At 64.6% G+C, this 18806-nt stretch carries 14 protein-coding genes and 1 pseudogene; 4 read left to right on the forward strand and 11 right to left on the reverse strand.

Annotated elements, in window-relative coordinates:
* The first annotated feature begins 344 nt into the window (after positions 1-344).
* The 3 genes from H5V45_RS09570 to H5V45_RS09580 are packed head-to-tail and all read left to right on the forward strand — an operon-like array spanning position 345 to position 3516.
* On the forward strand, positions 345-1997 hold the full coding sequence (locus tag H5V45_RS09570) for an AMP-binding protein (protein ID WP_185254573.1): 1653 nt from the start codon (positions 345-347) through the stop codon (positions 1995-1997).
* Positions 1994-2764 carry an enoyl-CoA hydratase/isomerase family protein gene (locus tag H5V45_RS09575; protein ID WP_221633971.1) on the forward strand — a complete coding sequence of 257 codons (771 nt, stop codon included), beginning with the start codon at positions 1994-1996 and terminating at the stop codon, positions 2762-2764. The genes H5V45_RS09570 and H5V45_RS09575 overlap by 4 nt, the downstream gene beginning before the upstream one ends.
* Positions 2764-3516, forward strand: coding sequence for an SDR family NAD(P)-dependent oxidoreductase (locus H5V45_RS09580; protein WP_185252716.1), 753 nt, complete (start codon positions 2764-2766; stop codon positions 3514-3516). Before H5V45_RS09575 ends, H5V45_RS09580 begins: the two co-directional genes overlap by 1 nt.
* Before the next feature lie 582 nt (positions 3517-4098).
* On the opposite strand, the gene H5V45_RS21865 is transcribed toward H5V45_RS09580, so the two are convergent.
* The 10 genes and pseudogenes from H5V45_RS21865 to H5V45_RS09630 all read right to left on the reverse strand — a co-directional run bounded on the left by H5V45_RS21865 (position 4099) and on the right by H5V45_RS09630 (position 15362).
* The gene (locus H5V45_RS21865; protein ID WP_185254575.1) at positions 4099-4731 is read right to left on the reverse strand and encodes a TetR/AcrR family transcriptional regulator; all 633 of its coding nucleotides are present in this window, start codon (positions 4729-4731) and stop codon (positions 4099-4101) included.
* Positions 4644-4907, reverse strand: a pseudogene (locus H5V45_RS22860) (AAA family ATPase); the annotation flags it as partial. The gene H5V45_RS21865 and the pseudogene H5V45_RS22860, both read right to left, overlap by 88 nt.
* 854 nt (positions 4908-5761) lie before the next feature.
* The gene (locus H5V45_RS09595) at positions 5762-7063 is read right to left on the reverse strand and encodes a flavin monoamine oxidase family protein (protein WP_185252717.1); all 1302 of its coding nucleotides are present in this window, start codon (positions 7061-7063) and stop codon (positions 5762-5764) included.
* Between the two features lie 9 nt (positions 7064-7072).
* A complete protein-coding gene (locus tag H5V45_RS09600; RefSeq protein WP_185252718.1) occupies positions 7073-8242 on the reverse strand; it encodes an acyl-CoA dehydrogenase family protein in 1170 nt (389 codons plus the stop codon).
* 44 nt (positions 8243-8286) lie between these two features.
* Entirely contained in the window at positions 8287-9066 is a 780-nt protein-coding gene (locus tag H5V45_RS09605; RefSeq protein ID WP_185252719.1) for an SDR family NAD(P)-dependent oxidoreductase, read from the reverse strand.
* 51 nt (positions 9067-9117) lie between these two features.
* Complete coding sequence (locus H5V45_RS09610; protein WP_185252720.1) at positions 9118-11280, reverse strand: oxidoreductase; 2163 nt, start codon at positions 11278-11280, stop codon at positions 9118-9120.
* Positions 11281-11328: 48 nt separating this feature from the next.
* Positions 11329-11904, reverse strand: coding sequence for a hypothetical protein (locus H5V45_RS09615; protein WP_185252721.1), 576 nt, complete (start codon positions 11902-11904; stop codon positions 11329-11331).
* On the reverse strand, positions 11901-13535 hold the full coding sequence (locus H5V45_RS09620; RefSeq protein WP_185252722.1) for a GMC family oxidoreductase: 1635 nt from the start codon (positions 13533-13535) through the stop codon (positions 11901-11903). Before H5V45_RS09620 ends, H5V45_RS09615 begins: the two co-directional genes overlap by 4 nt.
* A 110-nt stretch (positions 13536-13645) precedes the next feature.
* Entirely contained in the window at positions 13646-14407 is a 762-nt protein-coding gene (locus tag H5V45_RS09625) for an SDR family NAD(P)-dependent oxidoreductase (RefSeq protein ID WP_221633972.1), read from the reverse strand.
* A gap of 172 nt (positions 14408-14579) precedes the next feature.
* A complete protein-coding gene (locus H5V45_RS09630; RefSeq protein WP_185252724.1) occupies positions 14580-15362 on the reverse strand; it encodes an enoyl-CoA hydratase-related protein in 783 nt (260 codons plus the stop codon).
* 144 nt (positions 15363-15506) lie between these two features.
* On the opposite strand from H5V45_RS09630, the gene H5V45_RS09635 reads away from it, so the two are divergent.
* Positions 15507-17024: a class I adenylate-forming enzyme family protein gene (locus tag H5V45_RS09635; protein WP_185252725.1), complete on the forward strand. Its 1518-nt coding sequence runs from the start codon at positions 15507-15509 to the stop codon at positions 17022-17024.
* A gap of 476 nt (positions 17025-17500) precedes the next feature.
* On the opposite strand, the gene H5V45_RS09640 is transcribed toward H5V45_RS09635, so the two are convergent.
* Positions 17501-18805, reverse strand: a complete 1305-nt coding sequence (locus tag H5V45_RS09640; protein ID WP_185252726.1) for an FAD-dependent oxidoreductase — start codon at positions 18803-18805, stop codon at positions 17501-17503.
* Between the last annotated feature and the right edge of the window lies 1 nt (position 18806).

Consider the following 18806-nt stretch of genomic DNA (forward strand, 5'->3'; position numbering starts at 1 on the left):
TCTCCAATCGTACCCGACGTCCAGAGCTAGGCGGGGCTCATCGGCGCGTTGAATCAGACCGCCAGCTCGCGGCCGGGTCCAGCGACGCCATCTCTAACCGCCGGACCGACCCGAAGGCGCCAGTCGGTTCGCACGTGACATGGGGGGTCCTGGCCCGGCCAAGCACACCTACCAGGCTCTTCGCGCATGCGAGCCGTGACGCGGCACCGGGCACTGCTGCAACTTATTCGCGAACAGCGTGAAGGGATCAACGGAGAACTTGCCGGAGGACGATTCATAGACGGTACGATCTAGAGTACGATCTAACTTACTTTTGTACTAGATGCTGCGAGGTTACCGTGGATATGGCGCACACAACGACAAGCGACGGCGCGGTTCGCGCCTACCAGCGATCGCTGGAGATCCGCGATGCGTTCAACCGCGACGACGCCAGTGCGCCATGGCTCGTGTGCGATCGCCATCCTGTCGACGACGTAGCCTTCCTCTTCGTCACTACTGACCTTCACGTTACCGAGATGACCTACGGCGAGCTCGCCGAGCGCTCACGACGAGCGGCCCACTTCCTCGCCGAGCAAGGAGTCGGACCGGGCGACCGTATCGCCAGCTTGCTGGGTAAAGGCCCCGACCTCCCTGCACTAATCCTTGGCATCTGGCGACTGGGAGCGGTCTACGTCCCATTGTTCACTGCCTTCGCCGCGAGCGCGGTCGCAGACCGCATGAACGATGCTGACGTCAAGCTCGTGGCCACGGACGGCGAGCAGCTGCCGAAGGTGCGCGACCTGCCGGTACAGGTCGTCTTGGCGAACTCCGCGCCCAACGCACATCACGAAGGATTCGAGGACCTCACCGCGGCACTAGCTCACGGGCCCGAGTGGACGGGGCCCGTTCCGGAAACGGGCCCGCAGACCCCGATAGTCCAGATGGCGACCTCTGGTACGACAGGCAAGCCGAAGGTTGTGGTGCACCCGCTGGCCTATGCTGCCGGGTGGCAGTCCTACATCGAGATCGGCCTTGCGCCTGGGGACAAGTACTGGTGCGGCGCAGACCCAGGGTGGGCCTACGGTCTGTACACGCTGATCGTCGGTCCCCTTGCCGCTGGCATCGCCAGCATCTTCACCTGCGGTGCCTTTAAGCCCGAGTTGACCTGGCGAGTCCTTGAGGAGCTAGAGGTCAGCGACTACGCCGCCGCCCCTACCGCACTGCGGGCACTACGAACGTGCGACCCGGGCGTCGCTCTGCCGAAGCTGCGTCGGCTGTCCACCGCTGGGGAACCACTGACGCCCGAGGTGGGCGCGTGGACCCGCGAACGCTTCGGAGTCGACGTCCACGACCACTTCGGACAGACCGAGCTCGGTATGCCCGCAGGCTTCGCGCATCATCCCGAACTCGACCGTCGCGTCGTTCCACGAGCCATGGGTCAATCGCTGCCGGGGTGGAGTATGACTGTCCTGCGTACGCTGTCTGACGACCGTGCGCCCGCAGGCGAGGTCGGCCGCTTGGCCGTCGACATTCAGGCGAGCCCGTTCTTCACCTTCACCGGCTACGGCGTCGCGCGAGACGTTCCCGGATCCCGGTTCACCGCCGACGGCACTCACTACCTGACTGGTGATCTCGCGTCTATCCGAGACGACGGCCTGATCCGCTTCTCCGCTCGTGATGATGACGTCATTCTCATGGCGGGCTATCGCATCGGCCCATTCGAAGTCGAGAGCGTCCTTATCAGTCACCCCGCAGTCGTCGAATGTGCGGTCGTGGCGACCCCGGACGAGGTTCGTGGCGAGGTCATCCACGCTTACGTCGTCACCGCATCCACCCCAGATGACCCGGCTGCTCTCGTCCAGGAACTCCAGGACTGGGTTCGAACACGCTACGCCGCGCATGCCTACCCACGCTTGATCACCTTCGCGACCTCCCTGCCCAAGACACCGAGCGGCAAGATCCAGCGCGCCGCACTCCGTGCCGCCGCAGCACCGGCCAGTGACGGCGATGTTCGGTGAACGACCTTCTGGTAACGCGCCACGGGCGCGTTGAGACCTGGACGATGAACCGACCCGCAGTTCGCAACGCACTCGACCAAAGCCTCGTCGCTCGGCTTCGCGAGGCCCTCACCTCGGCTGAGTCAATCGGCGCCGACGTCGTCGTGCTGCGCGGCGAAGGTCCGAGCTTCTGCGCGGGCGCCGACCTGTCCCTCCTTGCCAATCATGACCGGGCCAGCGCTCAGACGCCTCGCAACCACCTCTCGGCCATCTGGGACCTCACCCTTGCCATCGAACACAGCCCCGTCGTCTTCGTTGCCGTCCTTCACGGCCACGCCATCGCGGGCGGCCTCGAACTGGCCTTGGCCTGCGACGTGGTCGTCGCGGCGACCGGCACACTGATTGGCGACGGCCACGTGCGGCACTGCCTACTGCCAGGAGGTGGTGCCAGCGCGCGCATGGAGCGAACTCTTGGGCGCGGAGCGTCAGCTTGGCTCGCGCTCACCGGCAAGTTTCTTCCAGCTGACGACCCGGTGTTCGCGCCTTGGTTGCGGTCAGTCGTCCCTCCTACGGAACTGGACGAGACGGTGGCCGCCATCGTGACGAGTCTTACTGATGTCTCAGCGACCGCTCGAGCTTCGTACAAGCAATTACTCGACGAAACACACGGCTCGCTGAGCGCCTCCGATCGTGATCGGGAGCTTGATGCCTTCGACCGGCACTGGCTTGCCAACGACGTACCAAGTGCGCTCCGCGCCTTCCTGACCAAGACCCGAGAGGCGTCCTGATGCCTGACCGTTTCACTGACCAAGTGGTCCTTATCACCGGAGGCGCCCAGGGCTTGGGCCGCGCCATGGTGGAGCGCTTCGCAGCCGAAGGGGCGCGCGTGCACTTCGCAGACCTCAACGTTGCTGCCGGCGAGGAGACACTTGCTGCGCTCGATGGCGTCGGCCACGCCTTCCACGAGGTCGACATCACCGACCCCTCATTAGCACGGGGGTGGGTCGACGAAGTCTCCGCCTCCGAGGGTCGGGTCGATGTGCTCGTCAACAACGCCGGCATCATCAGGGACAACCGGATCGAGAACATGAGCCTTGCAGACTGGGACGCCGTGCTCGCAGTTAGCTTGAACGGTGCGTTCTACTGCACTCAGGCTGCATTCCAGCACATGCGGGAGCGCAACTATGGGCGCGTCGTGTCTTTCTCATCCATGAGCTGGCGTGGCAATTTCGGCCAGGTCAACTACGTCGCGGCGAAGGCCGGCGTGGTCGGGCTTACCCGTGGATTCGCCCTGGAAGGCGCCCGGCACGGTATCACCGCTAACGCTATCGCTCCGGGGCTCATCGAGACCCCGATGCTTGCCTCCATGAATGGGCCGGCCCGGGAGAAGCTAGTCGGCAAGGTGCCGATGCGCCACACTGGCCAGCCCGAGGACATCGCCGCGGCCGCCGCGTTCCTCTGCTCCCCCGAAGCCAGCTACATCACCGGTGTTGTCCTCGACGTAGACGGAGGGATCGGTATCGGCTCATCAATCCGGTGACCGGAGTCGCATGGCCGGACGTGCTGGCTAGGGAGATCGGATCGATCACAGGAGTTGCCGCGGATGACGTCGAACTGCCACGACGAGAGCCGCCGCCGGGACTACGACAGGTTCCCGAAGACGTTCAGGTCTGCGACGGGCATGGCAAGGCAACTAGCTGACTCTCCGAAGAGCGGCGGTCGCGTCCTCCGGCGTCGACTCCGTGACTGCCGACTGCCTCCGGGCCGCGTACGCCGACACCTCAGCCAAGCCGCCAGCGGTCAATGCGCTCGCGACTGAAGTCCTAAGGACGGCGGTCTACTTCGTGGTTTGACTGGGCCGACGCTATTCTCCCGGTCCGACCGGGGCCGACGTTGATCCCGTTCGTCCTTCCCCTGTTCGACCTCCGCGCGGCTCGACACAATTGGGTGCGTCCGCGGGCTCGAAGGAAGTCATCGCCGGGGCGACGTTTTTGGTGGCCCTGGAGAGGTCGAGACAAACAGACACCCGGCTTGCCTCGCACGGCAGAAGAGCGATTTGAACGGGGCCGTTCGGGTTACTGAGCCTGCTCGTAATCGCTACGTCACCAACTCCGGCTGGCAATCAGGATCTGCGATTGCGTATGGCCAGGCCATGAACCAGCAGTTCGCCTAGCTCGGCAAACGCTTCTCCGGCGCTCAGACCGGTGGCTTCGAGCACCTCCCCCGACTGAACGCCGTCCATCAGGTGCGCGACTGTCAGCGACGCCAGTGCGGCGTCCGCCGATCTGAAGACGCCTGCGCCGACGCCGTCCTCAATCATGGCCTGTACGCGCCTAGATGCAGCTCGGGAATTCAGGCGGTAGATTTCCGCCGTCGGCGGATAACTGACCATGTCGGCGTAGAACGACGGCGAGTTGCGGTTCATGGCCTTTCCCACTCCGGCCAGGTACTCCAGAATTCGGGTCCCCGGATCCGTCGCGGACGAAACGTCCGCCTCGATCGCTTCGGTAGAGCGCGCGAAGAAGTGCCTGACCACAGCTTGGTTGATCTGCTCGCGCGACCCGGCGACGCCGTACAGAGTTGACTTCGAACAGCGCAGTCGTTTGCACAGCTCGTCGGTAGTTAGCGCACTGAAACCTTCGGCGAGAAAGATTTCCTCAAGCTGGCTCAACATCCGCTCGCGTTTCGTATCGTCGCGCTTGAGTCGACGCACGTCCCGAACGGCTTCGATGCCAAGACGGCTCGCGGAAGACATGGGCACGAGTTTCCCACACCGACGCCCCTGGGCTTCGTGACGCTCGGCCCGTCCGTGCTCGGTGAGCCAGGCCACGCGGAGTGAGCCAGGGCGGTCGTCTTGCCTGCGCCTGCCGGACCGACGAGGAGATCAACCACTCGCGCTGAGGTCGTAACGCTCTCCAGCGCCACCCCCTGCTGCCTGCTGAGCTTCCCGCCCGAGTGCCTAACGACGCGAGCGAGGGTGGCTGAGGAACCGTGGAGCCCGGCGTCATCTCAGACCGACCGGTCCAATAGCCCTCCCTGAGGAGACAGAGTGAAAGGGCGGCACAATCTCGGCACTTCAGTACTCCTCGACCGCCATCGTTGAGGCCGAGGGGCGGGCTTGGAGTTGCCGTCTGACCTGCGATTTTGGTGGAGCTGAGGAGATGCGAATCCCTGACCTTCTCCAATGGACGGTCAAAGGAATCGATCGGACTCCCTCGGCCGACCTCAGGGAAAGTGCAACTCGACGTCCGGGATTCGACCCGCGGCTCTGAAGGCGAGGATCTCCTCGTAGCGGTCCAGGCTGCAGTAGTCGGTCACATCCACCTCGGTGCGCGGCTCGCTCGACTCGACTAGAGACAGATAGTCGTTCCAACTGCCTGCGGGAACTCATTGCTGAGGATCGTGCCCGGTGTGTGGAGATGGGGATTCCACCGGCGCCAAACCGACCCCAGAGCATCCGCGTGCACCTTCACTCCCTCGCTTCGACCTGCCTCAGGCCCGACAGGACCCCCGAGACCTGCCGATGCAGGCTAGTCACGAACGACCTCAGATGTGGGTGTTTGGTCATGAACGTCCCTACCCTGCGTCGGGCGCTCGCGACCATGGCAGCTCCGGTGCAGCACCAACTCAGCCCACAGTGACGACCAGCCACCGGGCGACAAGGCCACGTGACACACGTCGACCAAGCACTGAGGCCAACAGGTGGGCGGAGCCTGGGCAGATCAGAACGCGGGCGGGGTCGAGCGCGCGGGTCGTCACATGACCAACGTGCACGATCAGTAAAGCTAGGTCAGCGACGCAGAGACCTGCTCGGCGACTGTCGCGCCGCTCGCAATGGCCCCAGCGATCCAGCCTGTCCAGACCATGGAGTGGTCGGCTCCCGCGAAGTAGACGCTCCCGTGCGGCTTCGCGAAGGCCTTGTACTCCCCGCTCGACACCCAGCCCGGATCAATGATCATCGAGGTCCCGTCGGCGAACTCGTCACCGATCCAGTCGTGTGAGTCGATGGCTACTACGTCGACGTCCGGAATGAAGTTGCGAAGCGCCTTCTCGACGCTCTCGCGACTCGTGGGATCGATCTGTTCGCGGTCGAAGGCGAAATTGCACAGCAACGTGGTGCCGTCCTCCAACTCGTAGATGCCACACGTCCACTCGATGCCCTGTTTCCAGCCCATGCCGAGAAACCCGTTCGGCACGTTCCTGCACTGTGCCCACAGCTTGATCGACTTCGAGTTCGTGCCCTTGGCGACCTTGCCGGCGGCGAGCGGCGGAAGCTCCGGGGAGAACTCGATCCGGTGCAACGAGTTGATCGGGACGGTGCAGACGACCCGTTGCGCGCTCACGCTCCCGTCATCGGTCTCCACGGTGACCGACCCGTCTTCGCGTTGCGCGATCCGTCGAACGGGTGTGGCAAGCCGGATCTCACCGTCGATCGAGCCTGCAATCCTGTCCACGAGAGATTTCGTGCCGTGGGCGAAACGCTGCGCGAGCCCGAAGTGCAGCCCCGCGATGTCGTCGCCGAACTGGCCGAACATGGTGAGGAAGTGGAGCAGCGACACGTCGTCCTCGGACGATCCGCTGTACATCGCCGCCCACATGTGGACGAACTCCTTCGTCGCAAGGGGCAGCTCCACGAAGGGCGGCCACTCCGACACGGGAACATCTAGGGCGGAGTAATCCTCGCCTTCCGCCACCATGCCGCGCGGGACAAGCTTCATTGCCTCATGGATGGCGTGGATCGCGTGGGTCGCGGCACCGAACTCGTGCGGCGGAATGGGGGAGAACGCACGCTTCTCCCCACCGGTCGCCCAGACGAAGTGTTGGGAGTCCGTTTGGTCGACGAACTCGACGCCATACCGTTCGGCCTCGAGCTCAACCGTCGGCATCCATCTCGTCGAGACCCATCCGCCACCCATCTCGACCTGCTTAGCGGTGTCTGAGAAGTTGCGATACCAGGTGCGCCCGCCCAGCCTGTCGCGTCCCTCGAGGACGAGCACGGTGTGCCCCTGCTCGCTCAGGTCACGAGCGGCGACCAGGCCGGAGAAGCCCGCACCGATCACGATGGCGTCGTACTCCGCCTCGGCCATGTCAGCTCCTCAGCCCGCGCTGAGCAGTTCACGGGCGACGAGCAACCGGAGCATCTCGTTCGTGCCCTCGCCGATCGGCATGAGCAACGAGTCCCGAAGGTAGCGCTCTATAGGGAACTCCTTGATGTAGCCGTAGCCGCCCAGGACGCGCATGGCTTCAGTGACAACCTCGACCCCGGACTCGGCCGCGAAGATCTTCGCCATGCCGGACTCGGCGCTCGCGCGTCCGTTCGCCTCGGTGTTGAGCGCCGCGTTGACATACAGCAGACGCGATGCTTCGACCTTGATCGCCATGTCGGCCAGCTTCATCTGGATCGCCTGGTGCTCGCCGATCGGCTTGCCAAAGGCCTCACGCTGCCTGGCGTACGTCACCGCGTGCTCGAGAGCGGCGCGGGCCATTCCTGTAGAGGAAGCCGCCATGTAGATCCGGCCACGGTCCAGAGCGCTCATCATCTGGTAGAAACCACTACCCTCCTCACCACCCAGCAAGTTCGTGGCGGGGACGACGGCGTTTTCGAAGATGACCTCACAGAGCTCGAGCCCGCGGTGCCCCATCTTCTGGAAGTCGGTGCCGTAGCTCAGGCCGGGCGTTCCCTGCTCGACCAACATGAGGCTGATGCCTCCGCGGTGTGCGGGCTCGATCGTGGGGTCCGTCTTAACCATCACCACGAGCGGGTCGGCGTGACGCGCATGAGTGATGAAGATCTTCGACCCGTTGAGGATGTAGTCGTCGCCCTCCCGTCGCGCCGTGAGCTTGATCTGCTTCAGGTCGCTTCCGGTCGACGGCTCCGTCATCGCGATGCCGCTCATGCGACGGCCGATCACAATCTCGGGCAGAAACCGCTGCTTCTGGTCGTCCGTGCCGTACTCGTCAATCAGATACGCCCCCGAGCTGGTCGTGTACACCAGACTCGCCAGGCCCATCCAACCGCGGGCGAGCTCCTCGAAGATGACGCCGTAGCTGACGTAGTCGATCGCCGAGCCACCGTTGGACTCGCTGACCGTGATGCCGAACAGGCCCAGAGCCGCTAGCTCGGGAATCAGGTCGGCGGGGTACTCGTCCTTCGCTTCGCGCTCGCTCGCGGTCGGAACGACCCGCTCGTCGACGAACGAGCGAACCAGCTCGCGCAGCTCGATGTGATCTGCGGTCAGGCCAGCAGTGATGTGGTTAGAAGCCATGCTCGATCTCCAGAAGTAGGGTTGCCGGAAAGGTCAGGTAACGATCAGGACGCGATCCAGCCACCGTCGACGTGGACGACGTCGCCGCTGATGTAGGCCGCACCCGCGCTGGCGAGGAAGAACACCGTCGCCGCGACCTCCTCGGAGGTACCGCCACGCTGGAGCGGGATGAGCATCTTCATGAGCTCCGGGCTAGTACCAACTCCGACGTTCGTGTCGGGCACCATGTCGCCCAGGATCTCCTCCGACGTCGCTCGAATGGCGGTTCCCACGACCCCGGGTGCGACGAGGTTGGCGTTGATCCCGTACTGACCAAGATCGACGGCAAGGCGGCGGGTCATTCCTTCAAGAGCGGCCTTCGACGTGTCGTAGGCGAGACCGTCGGGAGTGGCGCGCGAAGCGGCAATGGAGCCAATGAGCACGATCGAGCCGGAGCGTTGCGTGATCATCGATTCGACGACGGGCTTAACCACGTTGAAGGTGCCTGTCAGATTGATGTCGATGACGCGGTTCCACAGCTCGTGCGTGGTCTGTTCGATCCCGGCCAACCCGTCGAAGACTCCCGCGCAGCCTGCCAGGACGTCGATCGCACCATTCGCCGAGACTTCGGCGATGGTCTCGGCCACACGGACATGGTCCGTAACGTCGACCACGTGGGTCGTCACCTGCGCCGCGGGAAGGTCCGCTGAGACGGACGCCAGTCGGTCGGCGGAGATGTCGAGCAGGTGGACGACGTCTCCGTTGTCGACGAATCGCTTGGCCACGGCGGCCCCGATGCCGCTGCCGGCACCGGTGACGACCACCTGCCGAGGTGTCTGGGTCATTGGACTGCTCCTAAGATCAAGGTGGACGATGGGGACTGAGGCCGAAGTGCCTCAGATCGTGCGACGCAGCGCCTCGGACGTCAGCAGAAAATCGGCGTCCGTTCCTCCGACGATGCGACGCTCCCGGATGAATGGACGCTGACGCGCTGGGTCGTCGCTGTCGATCTCGCGGGCTAGCCGGTGGCCTGAGAAGATGGCCTCGGCGATGAAGTGAGGCCGGACACTGTCGCCAATCTGGTAGACGCCGGCAATTTCGTTTGACTCCCACTCGTCGCGGCGCGCGCTGAGGTCGTCGTAGATGCCGCTGTCGGAGATGCGAGTTCCAACCAGTACGACAGAGTCGACCTCGATGATCTCGTCGGCTCTGTCGAGGTGGGACAGACGCACGGTGTTGTCGCTCGCCGGAGTGACGGCGGTCTCCGTGCGCATCGCGACGCCGAGCGTCCGAAGGTCTTTCAGTGTGTGCGGCAGCTCGCGGGTGTAGCGCTGGTACTCCCCCACGTGCTCGCCCTTCGTCGCGAAGGTCACTTCGTGACCGCGCTGGGCCAAGAGCTCGGCGATCCCGGGTCCCATGAAGTAGCCGTCTGAGTCGACGACAACGACTCGTCTGCCAACCTCAGCACGGTCGCGCAGGATCTGCTCCGGTGTGAAGAGCCGCTCGCCGAAGACGGGCTCCAGCCCGAACGGAAGGCGGTTAAACGGGTCGATGCCGTCGCGCGAGTAGTGCGACCCGGTGGCGACCACGACGATCCCGGCACCGTAATCTAGCGCGTCGCTTGCGGACATCGCCGTGTTGAGGATGACCTCGACGTTGGCGAGCTGGCCGAGCTGGTGCTCGCGGTACTCGATGAGCCGGCGCCACTCGTGCCGTCCGGGGATGCGGGCCGACCATTCAATGCTGCCGCCGATGTGGTCGGCCGCCTCGATGAGGTGGACGTTGCGCATCCCCCGCTTTCCCAGGACCATCGCACACTCCATGCCGGCCGGGCCGGCACCGATGACCAGGACGTCCGTCTCGTGGTTCTTCGCGCGCGAATAGACCTCCGGGTTCCAGCCGCGTCGGAACTCCTCGCCCGTGGTGGCATTCTGCGTGCAGGCGATCGGAACGTGCGCCATGTCCCGCGACACGCAAAAGTTGCAACCGATGCACTCGCGGATGTTGCCGATAGCACCAGTACGGATCTTCTCCGGGAGGAACGGGTCGGAGATGCCCGCGCGGGCACCACCGATGATGTCGCACTGCCCCGAAGTGAGGATGTCGACCATGGTGTCGGGGCTGTTGAGTCGCCCGACGTTGACCACCGGCTTGGTCGTGTACTTCTTTAGGTGTCCCACCCACGGCTTCTCGAAATTCTCCGCCACCGTGCGGGAAGACTGCGCGTCGAGGGCCCACTCGAAGCCGCCGATGACCAGGTCCCAATAGTCGACGAGATCGTCCATGAACTCAATAAAGAGCGGGGCGTCTCCGTCGGCCCGAATCCCGCGGTCTCCCAGCCCCAGCGGGGCGTCCAGTGTGTCCACCCCAAGACGAAGGCCCACCGCGGTCTCGGGTCCAACCGCCTCGCGCACGGCAACCAACACCTCACGGGCGAATCTGGAGCGATTCTCCAGTGATCCTCCGTACTCGTCGGTCCGGGTGTTGTAGTACGGGATGAGGAAGTGCGCCAAAATCGATGCGGCATGCCCACAGTGCAAAGTGATCAGGTCGAAGCCCGCGCGCTGGGAGCGCAGTGCAGCCGTGACGTAGGCGTCCTTGATCTCCGCGAGTCCGTCGGCGTCGAGTCCTGCTAGGCCGCCCACATAGGGGACCGCGAGGGAGGACTCTCCCGGAGTCGTGACTGGGTTGCGCGGGGACAGCCCGCGCCCTTCGGTCATCGGACCCACAGCAGCGTTGTATTCCAACTCGATGCCGGCCAAGGCGCCGTGCCTCTGGATCTCGCTCACGACGTAAGCGAGATTCCGAACATCGCCTTCGTCCCACAGGCGCGACATTCGGTGCGGGGTCTTGTCCATCTCAGGCGAGATGGTCGTCGCCTCCGTGAAGACCACCCCCCATCCTCCCTCGGCCCGCATGCCGCGGTAGCCGGCAGCCGAGCCGGGCGAGTCGCTGCCGAATCCGATGGCGTGTGGCGTCGCCCAGAACCGATTCTTCGAGACTTTGCGGCCTAGCACGATCGGCTCGAATAGCACCGAGTAACGATCGGACAAGTTCATCGTTGCTTCCTCTCACGTACCGGCGGGCGCCGGGGTGCCCGGTGATGTCTACTCAACAACTCGCCGTGGCCGCGTCGCTTCGGACGATGTACGGACTTGGTGCCGATTGGTTGGACCTTTTGCCGTCACATGGGCTGCGTCAGGAAGTCCAGCACCCGTCGAAGGTTTTGCCTGGCGGTCAGAATCGGGCCCGTCGACGAAGATGGAACCGCGCTCTCGCACGGGTGCGAGGAGCTCATCGTCAGCCCGCTCCTCGGGTGTAGCCGCAGAGATCGGTCGTCGTCCTTGACCCGGATAGTGCAGCGCACCCATCACGACCGTCGACATGTAGTACGCCGAGTGCAATGCGCGCGCCACTGTCTCAGCCTGATCTGTGCCCCACGACTCGAGCATCTTGACCGTGAGCTCACCGACGATTTCGACGCTTCGTCGTGCGACGTCGAGCACTGGTGCGACCAGAGTCGGATCGGCACGGAAAACGCGTTCGAGGAGTTCGAAGTAGTCGGCGACGTCTCGAGCTGGCGGGAGCGTCCCTGTGCCAGGCAGGAGGGTGTCCAGCAGCCGACCCAATCCGATGCGTGCGTTCTCATCGATGAAGGTGTCGACGCCGTGAGTCGTGATCATGTCGGCACCTTCTGGTCGGCGGCGGTCTCCATCAGATTCATCACCGCGCGAGCAGCGAACGCCGTGATCGTCGACGTGGGATTCAGGGACGAGGAGGTCACGAACACACTGCCGTCCAGAACGAGCAGGTTCGGGACATCGTGTGAGCGGCCGTATCCGTCGACCACCGACGAGGAGGGGTCGTCGCCACATCGGGCAGTGCCAAGCATGTGCCAGCCGACGGCAGGCATCCAGTCGACGACCTTGGTCTCGATGGCGCCCGACGCGACGTGCGCCTCGGTCATTCGGTCGATGTTGAACTGCAGGTTCTGCAAGCTGTCCTCCGACATCCTGTAGATCAGCTTGGGTGCGGGGAGCCCCGAACTGTCGAACATCTCGTCACTCAAAACGACGCGGTTTTCCGGGTCGGGCAGGTCTTCGATCGAAGCACCCCACTCGAAGGAGCGGCCTACCGCACGCTCAACAAGTCCCATGCCCGCGGCACCCGTGCGTTCTCCGAGAGGACGCTCGCCGTATCGCTCCAGCAACTCCATCGGGCCGGTGATGGGCTGGGCCGACCATTTGGCACCACGAGAGAATCCGCGTGATCGGTCGGTCTCGACGAATTGCAGCGAGTAAATGGCGGCGCCAAAGGGTCCGAGCCAGCTGTCGAAGGGCTGGTCGTAGATGCCGAGCACGCCGACGAAGGGGTGCATCATCAGATTGCGTCCGACGAGGCCCGACGAGTTCGCCAGGCCGTTCGGGAAACGGCTCGAGGTCGACATTTGAAGGAGGCGCGGAGTGCCGACGCCGTTGCCGCACACGATGACCACGGATGCCGACGTGTGCTGTTCGTTGCCGTCCTCGTCGAACCACGTGGCACCGTTGGCGAGGCCGGCCGAGTCGATCGTGATCTCCCTGACACGTGCTCGGGTGATCACCTGCGCACCCGCTGCGATCGCACCGGGCCACAGCGCAACGTCCATCGAACTCTTGGCACCCTCGGGACAGCCCGACATGCACGTGCCCCATCGCGCGCACGCTCCCCGGTCACCGTGCGAGCGGGTCACGATCGCCTGCGTGGCCGGCCACCAGTGCCAGCCGAGCTTGTTCATGCCCTCGGCGGCCTTGCGACCGAGACGTCCGATGGGGACGCCGGGCATCGGCGGCTCGAGCACGCCGGGGTAGGCAGGATCGCCAGGAACTCCGGACACCCCGATCATCTCGTCCATCAGGGTGTAGTACGGCTCGAGGTCGTCGTAGCTGATCGGCCAGTCGTCGGCGACCCCGTGCCAACTCTTTGTACGGAAGTCGGACGGGACGAAACGTGGCCACTCGCCCCCGAAGTAGATGCTACTTCCGCCGACGGCGTTGAAGTTGATCGGGTGGACCTCGGAGTCCTTGACGTCGATCGGGTAGTCGGTCTTCCAGCTGCGGACGTTCGGATTCGCAGACCACGGACCAGCCAGGAGCACATCGCGCTCACGCTTGTCGCTCGGATAGTCGGCCCGGTTGACCCAGTCGCCCTGCTCCAGGCAGGTCACGTTGTAGCCGCTCTCGGCAAGCAGCCGAGCCGCGGTGGCCCCCGACGGCCCTGCGCCGACGATGAGGACGTCAGCAGTCTCTCCTGCGGTAGCGCTGCTATTGGTCATTCTGACATCCTGGTGAAGTGGGTTCGGCGGGACCAGCACGTGCTGGTGCCGCGTGACGTGGTGGATCGGAAGATGGACATCCGTCGCGATGGCAATAGCGCCAACAGATGTCACATGAGCGAGATACCACCGTTGACGCTGATGGCCTGGCCCGTCAGGCGCGCGGCGCCTGGCCCGCACAGGAACACCACGAGCGCACCCTGGTCGTCGGCCGAGGCAACGCCGAGGTTCGCAAGCGGGGCAGCCTTCTCGAACAGCTTCTTGCTAAACCCCCCGCTCATGGCGCGATCGGTGGTGGGAGTGCCCGCGATGAGAGATGGCGTGAGGATGTTGGCGCGGATCCCGTTCCGCTTACCCTCCGCCGCGAGCGTGCGCGTGAACATCGTGATTGCCGCCATCGCCGCGCCCAGCACGGTTTCGCCAGGCGTGGCCGCCTTGGCGGCGTCCGAGGCCACATTGACAATGCTCCCGCCACCACCTTCGGTCAGGTAGGGCAACGCAGCACGCGAAAGCAACATAGGAGGAATTGCCTGCGCGGCAAGGATCGCCGGGATGTCGTGTAGCGAGGTTTTGAACAGTAGTTCCGGTGTGTAAGGCGACGAGATGGAGTTGACCATGGCGTCCAGGCCGCCGAGCAGTTGGTGCGCCTCCCCTACGGCGTCCTCAACGGACGACGTGTCGGTCGCGTCAAACGGCACGTGATGGACCTGCATGTCACCTACCGACGCAGTGGGCAGGGCGAGCAGCCGGTTCCGAGCATCCGCACCGCGGCCCGGGTCCTTGGAGAGCAGGGCGATGCGGCGGACGCCGGCCTTGATAAACCGCTCCGCGCTGGAGTAGCCGATGCCGGAAGATCCGCCGGCGATGACCACAGCAGAATCCTCGTAAGAACGGACGGTCGGGACTTTGCTGGTCATAGTCGCCTTGGGTGGGTTCGGGCCGATTACGGGATTGACCCTTCCAGGCTAGGAAGTCATCAGCTGATACTGAACAGTGAAAAGGACGAAGGTTTCCAACTGCGCTAGGGAGATCTACGGCACTGAACTAGTCCTTGGGATGCAACCACACCGGCGGACGCTTCTCGAAGAACGCCTCGATACCTTCAACCCGGTCAGGCGCGGCCTGGATCTTGTCCGATGCGCTGTCCGATAGCGGCCACAGCGCCGCTTCGGTCGCGGCGTCGCCGGCGGCGATCGCCTCGATCGTGTACTGGACAGCGAGGGGGCTGTTGGCGGCGATCGTCCGAGCCAGCGTCAGCGCGCCGGCGAGTGCTTCACCCGCAGCTGCGAGCACGTTGACCAATCCGAGTTCGTGCGCGCGACGCGCCGACAGCGGTGCGCCGGTGAGCAGCATATGCATGGCGACGTTCCGCGGCAGCTTCGAGCCGGATCGGAAGAATCCGCCACACACGGCCGCGACCCCCCGGGTAACCTCGGGCAGCGCGAAACGGGCGTCGTCTCCCGCGACAACGAGGTCGCACGCCAAGACGACCTCGAAGCCGCCCCCATACGCTGCCCCTTCGACTGCCGCGATAAGCGGTTTACGGCGCACCCGCCGGATGACGCCGTATTCCTCACCGTCGCCAGCACGGGGACTGGTCGGGAGGCTAAGCTCGGTGCCGGCCGAGAAAACGGGCGGCTCTCCGGTGATGACGCCCACCCGCAGAGTCGGGTCCTCGTCCAGCCTCTGCATCGCGACGTCGATAGCGTCCGCCATCTCCTGGTTCAGGGCGTTGCGCTTCGTGCCGCGCCGCAGCGTCACCACGAGCACCCCGTCGACCTGGTCGGTGGTGACGCTCCCACCATTGGCGCCTTTGCTCTGACTCACTGCTCGAGACTATGACTGCCGGACATACCCGAATAGTCAGATAACAACCAAAATCATCCCCGGGGGTCGGGTAATTCCCCAATGGGTTCCCGTTGGTGACTCCCCTAAGGTCGAGGCCCGAGCAGACGGCAGAAGAGAGGACCCATGAGCGCCGCACCGAGAGAGTACGTGGCATCTCTGGAGGCGACAGCAGCCAAGCACGCCGATCACGTCGCCCTGATCGACGGAGAACGCCGCATCACGTTCGCGCAGCTAGTGGACGAGCTCGGCGACCGCGCTCAGACACTGACGGCGGCTGGGGTCAAGGCGGGCGACCGTATCGTCCTCGTGGCCGAGAACTCGGCCGACTACCTGATCAGCCTGTTCGCGACGCTGAAGGCCGGAGCCGTTCCGGCAACGGTCTATCCGTCGTCGGGCCGCGGCGACCTGGAGTACAGCATCACCAGTGCGGACCCCGTCCTGGTAATGGTCGACGACGCCACTGTCGACACCGTCCGCGACGTACTCCCCGACGGAGTGCCGTGGGTCCGCGTGGACGGAGGCTTTGACGTCCCCGCAGTCCGCCACGACGCCGCGCCCACGCCGGAACTTCGCGAGCCTCTGTACCTCATTTGCTACTCGTCGGGCACAACATCCCGCCCGAAGGCGATCATGCTCTCGAGCGAGAACATGTTCAATGGCATCGAGACGTACGCCGAGGTGTGGCACCTAGGCGAGCACGACACCACCGTCGTGGCGCTGCCGATGGCCTGGATGTTCGGGCTGGCGACCACCACCATGGCTACGTTGCTGGGTGGCGGTACGGTCGTCATCCTGCGTCGCGCCCGCCCCGACATCATCCTGAACGCCATCACGACGCACTCGGCGACCTTCATGCCGGGTGTTGCGACGATGTTTTCTAAGCTGGTCGAGCACATCGAAGGCCTCGACACCAAGCCCGATCTGTCGTCACTGCGTCTGTGCATCTCGGGAGGTGAGCCCCGCAACGAGAAGTCTTTCGCGCGATGGACGAAGCTGACCGGGTGCCCCGTCCACGACACGTTCTGTTCGACCGAATGCTTCCCGCTCATCACGTACGACCCGATCGCCGACCCGCTACCGGTGCCCGGCTCTGCTGGCAAGCTGGTCCCACGCTCCATGATGCGGGTCGTCGACGAGCATGGCGCCGACGTCGCCCCCGGCGAGGTGGGCGAGGCACTCGCCAACGGCCCCGGCATGTTCCTCGGGTACTGGAACGACGAGGCGACCAGCAGAGCAGCCGTCACCGAGGACGGGTGGTATAGGCAGGGCGACCTGGTGCGCGTCGACGAGGACGGCTACGTGTACGTGGTCGGTCGCCTCTCCGACCTCATCATCCGCGGCGGGAGCAACGTGTCACCGGCCGAGGTCGAGGCAGTGCTGCGCGAGCACCCGAGCGTCCAGAGTATTGCCATCGTCGGTCAGCCTGATGCTATGTACGGAGAGCGGGTCGTCGCGGCCGTCGTGCTGGCCGCGGGGCATGAACTCGACGCATCGGCGCTGAAGTCCTTCGCGAAAGACCGGTTGTCCGCGTTCAAGGTACCTTCCGATTATGTGACGCTGGCAGAGTTGCCGGTCAACTCAACGACAGGCAAGGTCAACCGCAAGGCCGTCGCGGCGCAGCTTGACCCCGCCCAAGGTTGACGCCGCTCAAGTAGCACGCACCAAGATGGGACGGACGCCCGCATCCGACCGCTCATAGTCGACTTGATATGGGACCGACGTGGTTTTGCTTGAGCCGGCTCGGCGTCGACTTATCGCTGACACATGTCCCGCAGGACTTCTGCCAGAAGTCCTCGAACGACACCCCAAGACCGAGGCGTGGGGCAGCAACCTCGGTCGCCCTGCCGGTTTGGGGTCGGCCCCTCTGTGAAGCCCAGCTCTAGCACCCTTCAACCGATCATGGGCGAACGCAGCGAGTCGGTGAATCGTTCTCACCCCCGATCGACGCGATGTTCATTGCGCCGTCGGTGAGGTTCGTTCACGTCGCGTATGAACGCGGCGGAGCGCAAGGCTTCGTGAGAGGCACACCACGACACGCTGCTTCACCGCGACCAGTCTCGCGGTGAAGCAGGTCGAGCAGGTCGAGCCTTGGAGGCGACTACTCCGAGACGGCGCTGTCAGCTACGGGCGAGAAGGGAATGGACGGCGGTCGTGGCGTTCTGGCCGCTCTGCATAGCGCCTTCCATCCACGCTCGCCACACCGTATCGGCCACGTCGGTGCCGGCGAAGACGATCCTCCCCTCCAACTCGCCCATCGTCTTCAGGAACTGCAGCGAGTCACCCGGACGGTCGACGTGGTGCGTTCCGTTGAAGAGCGGGTCGTTCTTCCAGTCATGGACATCCACTGCGAGAACCTCGGCGTCCGGGTAGTACTCCCGCACGGCACCTTCGAGCTCTTCTCGTGACGTTGGATCGTCGATCCCAGCCCGGTTGCCGAATCCCATCATCAGGCACGTCCCGTCCTCGTACTCGTATCCGAGGCAGAGGGACTGCAAGCGGCCAAGGCCCAAGGTGAATGGCCGCGACGGAATGTTGCGCACCAGCATCGACGGCTTACAGAGGTTCCCGAGGTGATCTCGCGCGAGCATTCGCTGCTTGTCGTCGCTGAGACCTGGCCTGAAGTCGACATTGCGCAATACGTTGGTCGGGATGGCCATGACGCACGCTCGGGCGCGGATACTGGCACCGTGCGTCGTCCGGACGACCAGCTCGTCGTCGCTCCGTTCGACCTGGACGACCCGGTGTCCGAGCCGGACCTCGAGACGCGAACCTTCGATCATGCGGTCCAACAACTCACCCGCCCCGCCTGTAAATCGCTCCGTGAGCGCGCCGAAGAACCCGTAGGCGCTGTGCCCGAAGGCCGCGATCTGGGCGATCATGGCGAAGATCGACGCACTGCCGGGGTCCGATCCGTAACACCACGAAACGGTCGAGTAGACGAGGTCGCGAGTCGCCGGTCCGACGCCGATCGGCGCCAGGAAGTCGTCCACGGAGATGTCGAGATCGTGCAGGGGCTGGCTGCTCAGCCGATGCGACGGGGCGAAGCGCTTTGACGCGTCGCGGAGGTGGCCGAGGACACGCTCCAGATCGCCGATCTCCTCTGGCGGGACGGGAAAGGTCCGCCGCAGTCCCCCCGTGATGAAGGCCGGGCTCATCGGCATCAGGTCCTCAGTAAGACGAGCGCCGTACCTCGCGATCTCCGCCCGCATCTGAGGCTGGAGGTCGCGGTTGATCCAGCTGCCCCCAAGCTGGACCGTAATGTGCTCGTGTCCGGCGAACGGACGCGCGTACGTCCGTCCTCCCACCCGATTGCCGCCTTCGAGGAGGACGACCGATCGTCCTTGGTCGACTAGGTTTCGCGCGGCGGTGACCCCCGCAAATCCCGCTCCGACGACAACGGCGTCGTAAATGACGTCTGCCACA

This window comes from Nocardioides luti, assembly GCF_014212315.1.
In the GTDB taxonomy this organism is placed as follows: domain Bacteria; phylum Actinomycetota; class Actinomycetes; order Propionibacteriales; family Nocardioidaceae; genus Nocardioides; species Nocardioides luti.

Bases quoted from the DNA above. Each gene is read 5' to 3' on its own strand.
- H5V45_RS09580 (WP_185252716.1), top strand. From the start codon at position 2,764: ATGCCTGACCGTTTCACTGACCAAGTGGTCCTTATCACCGGAGGCGCC.
- H5V45_RS09595 (WP_185252717.1), bottom strand. From the start codon at position 7,063: ATGGCCGAGGCGGAGTACGACGCCATCGTGATCGGTGCGGGCTTCTCC.
- H5V45_RS09610 (WP_185252720.1), bottom strand. From the start codon at position 11,280: ATGAACTTGTCCGATCGTTACTCGGTGCTATTCGAGCCGATCGTGCTA.
- H5V45_RS21865 (WP_185254575.1), bottom strand. From the start codon at position 4,731: ATGTCTTCCGCGAGCCGTCTTGGCATCGAAGCCGTTCGGGACGTGCGT.
- H5V45_RS09600 (WP_185252718.1), bottom strand. From the start codon at position 8,242: ATGGCTTCTAACCACATCACTGCTGGCCTGACCGCAGATCACATCGAG.
- H5V45_RS09620 (WP_185252722.1), bottom strand. From the start codon at position 13,535: ATGACCAATAGCAGCGCTACCGCAGGAGAGACTGCTGACGTCCTCATC.
- H5V45_RS09605 (WP_185252719.1), bottom strand. From the start codon at position 9,066: ATGACCCAGACACCTCGGCAGGTGGTCGTCACCGGTGCCGGCAGCGGC.
- H5V45_RS09635 (WP_185252725.1), top strand. From the start codon at position 15,507: ATGAGCGCCGCACCGAGAGAGTACGTGGCATCTCTGGAGGCGACAGCA.
- H5V45_RS09570 (WP_185254573.1), top strand. From the start codon at position 345: ATGGCGCACACAACGACAAGCGACGGCGCGGTTCGCGCCTACCAGCGA.
- H5V45_RS09615 (WP_185252721.1), bottom strand. From the start codon at position 11,904: ATGATCACGACTCACGGCGTCGACACCTTCATCGATGAGAACGCACGC.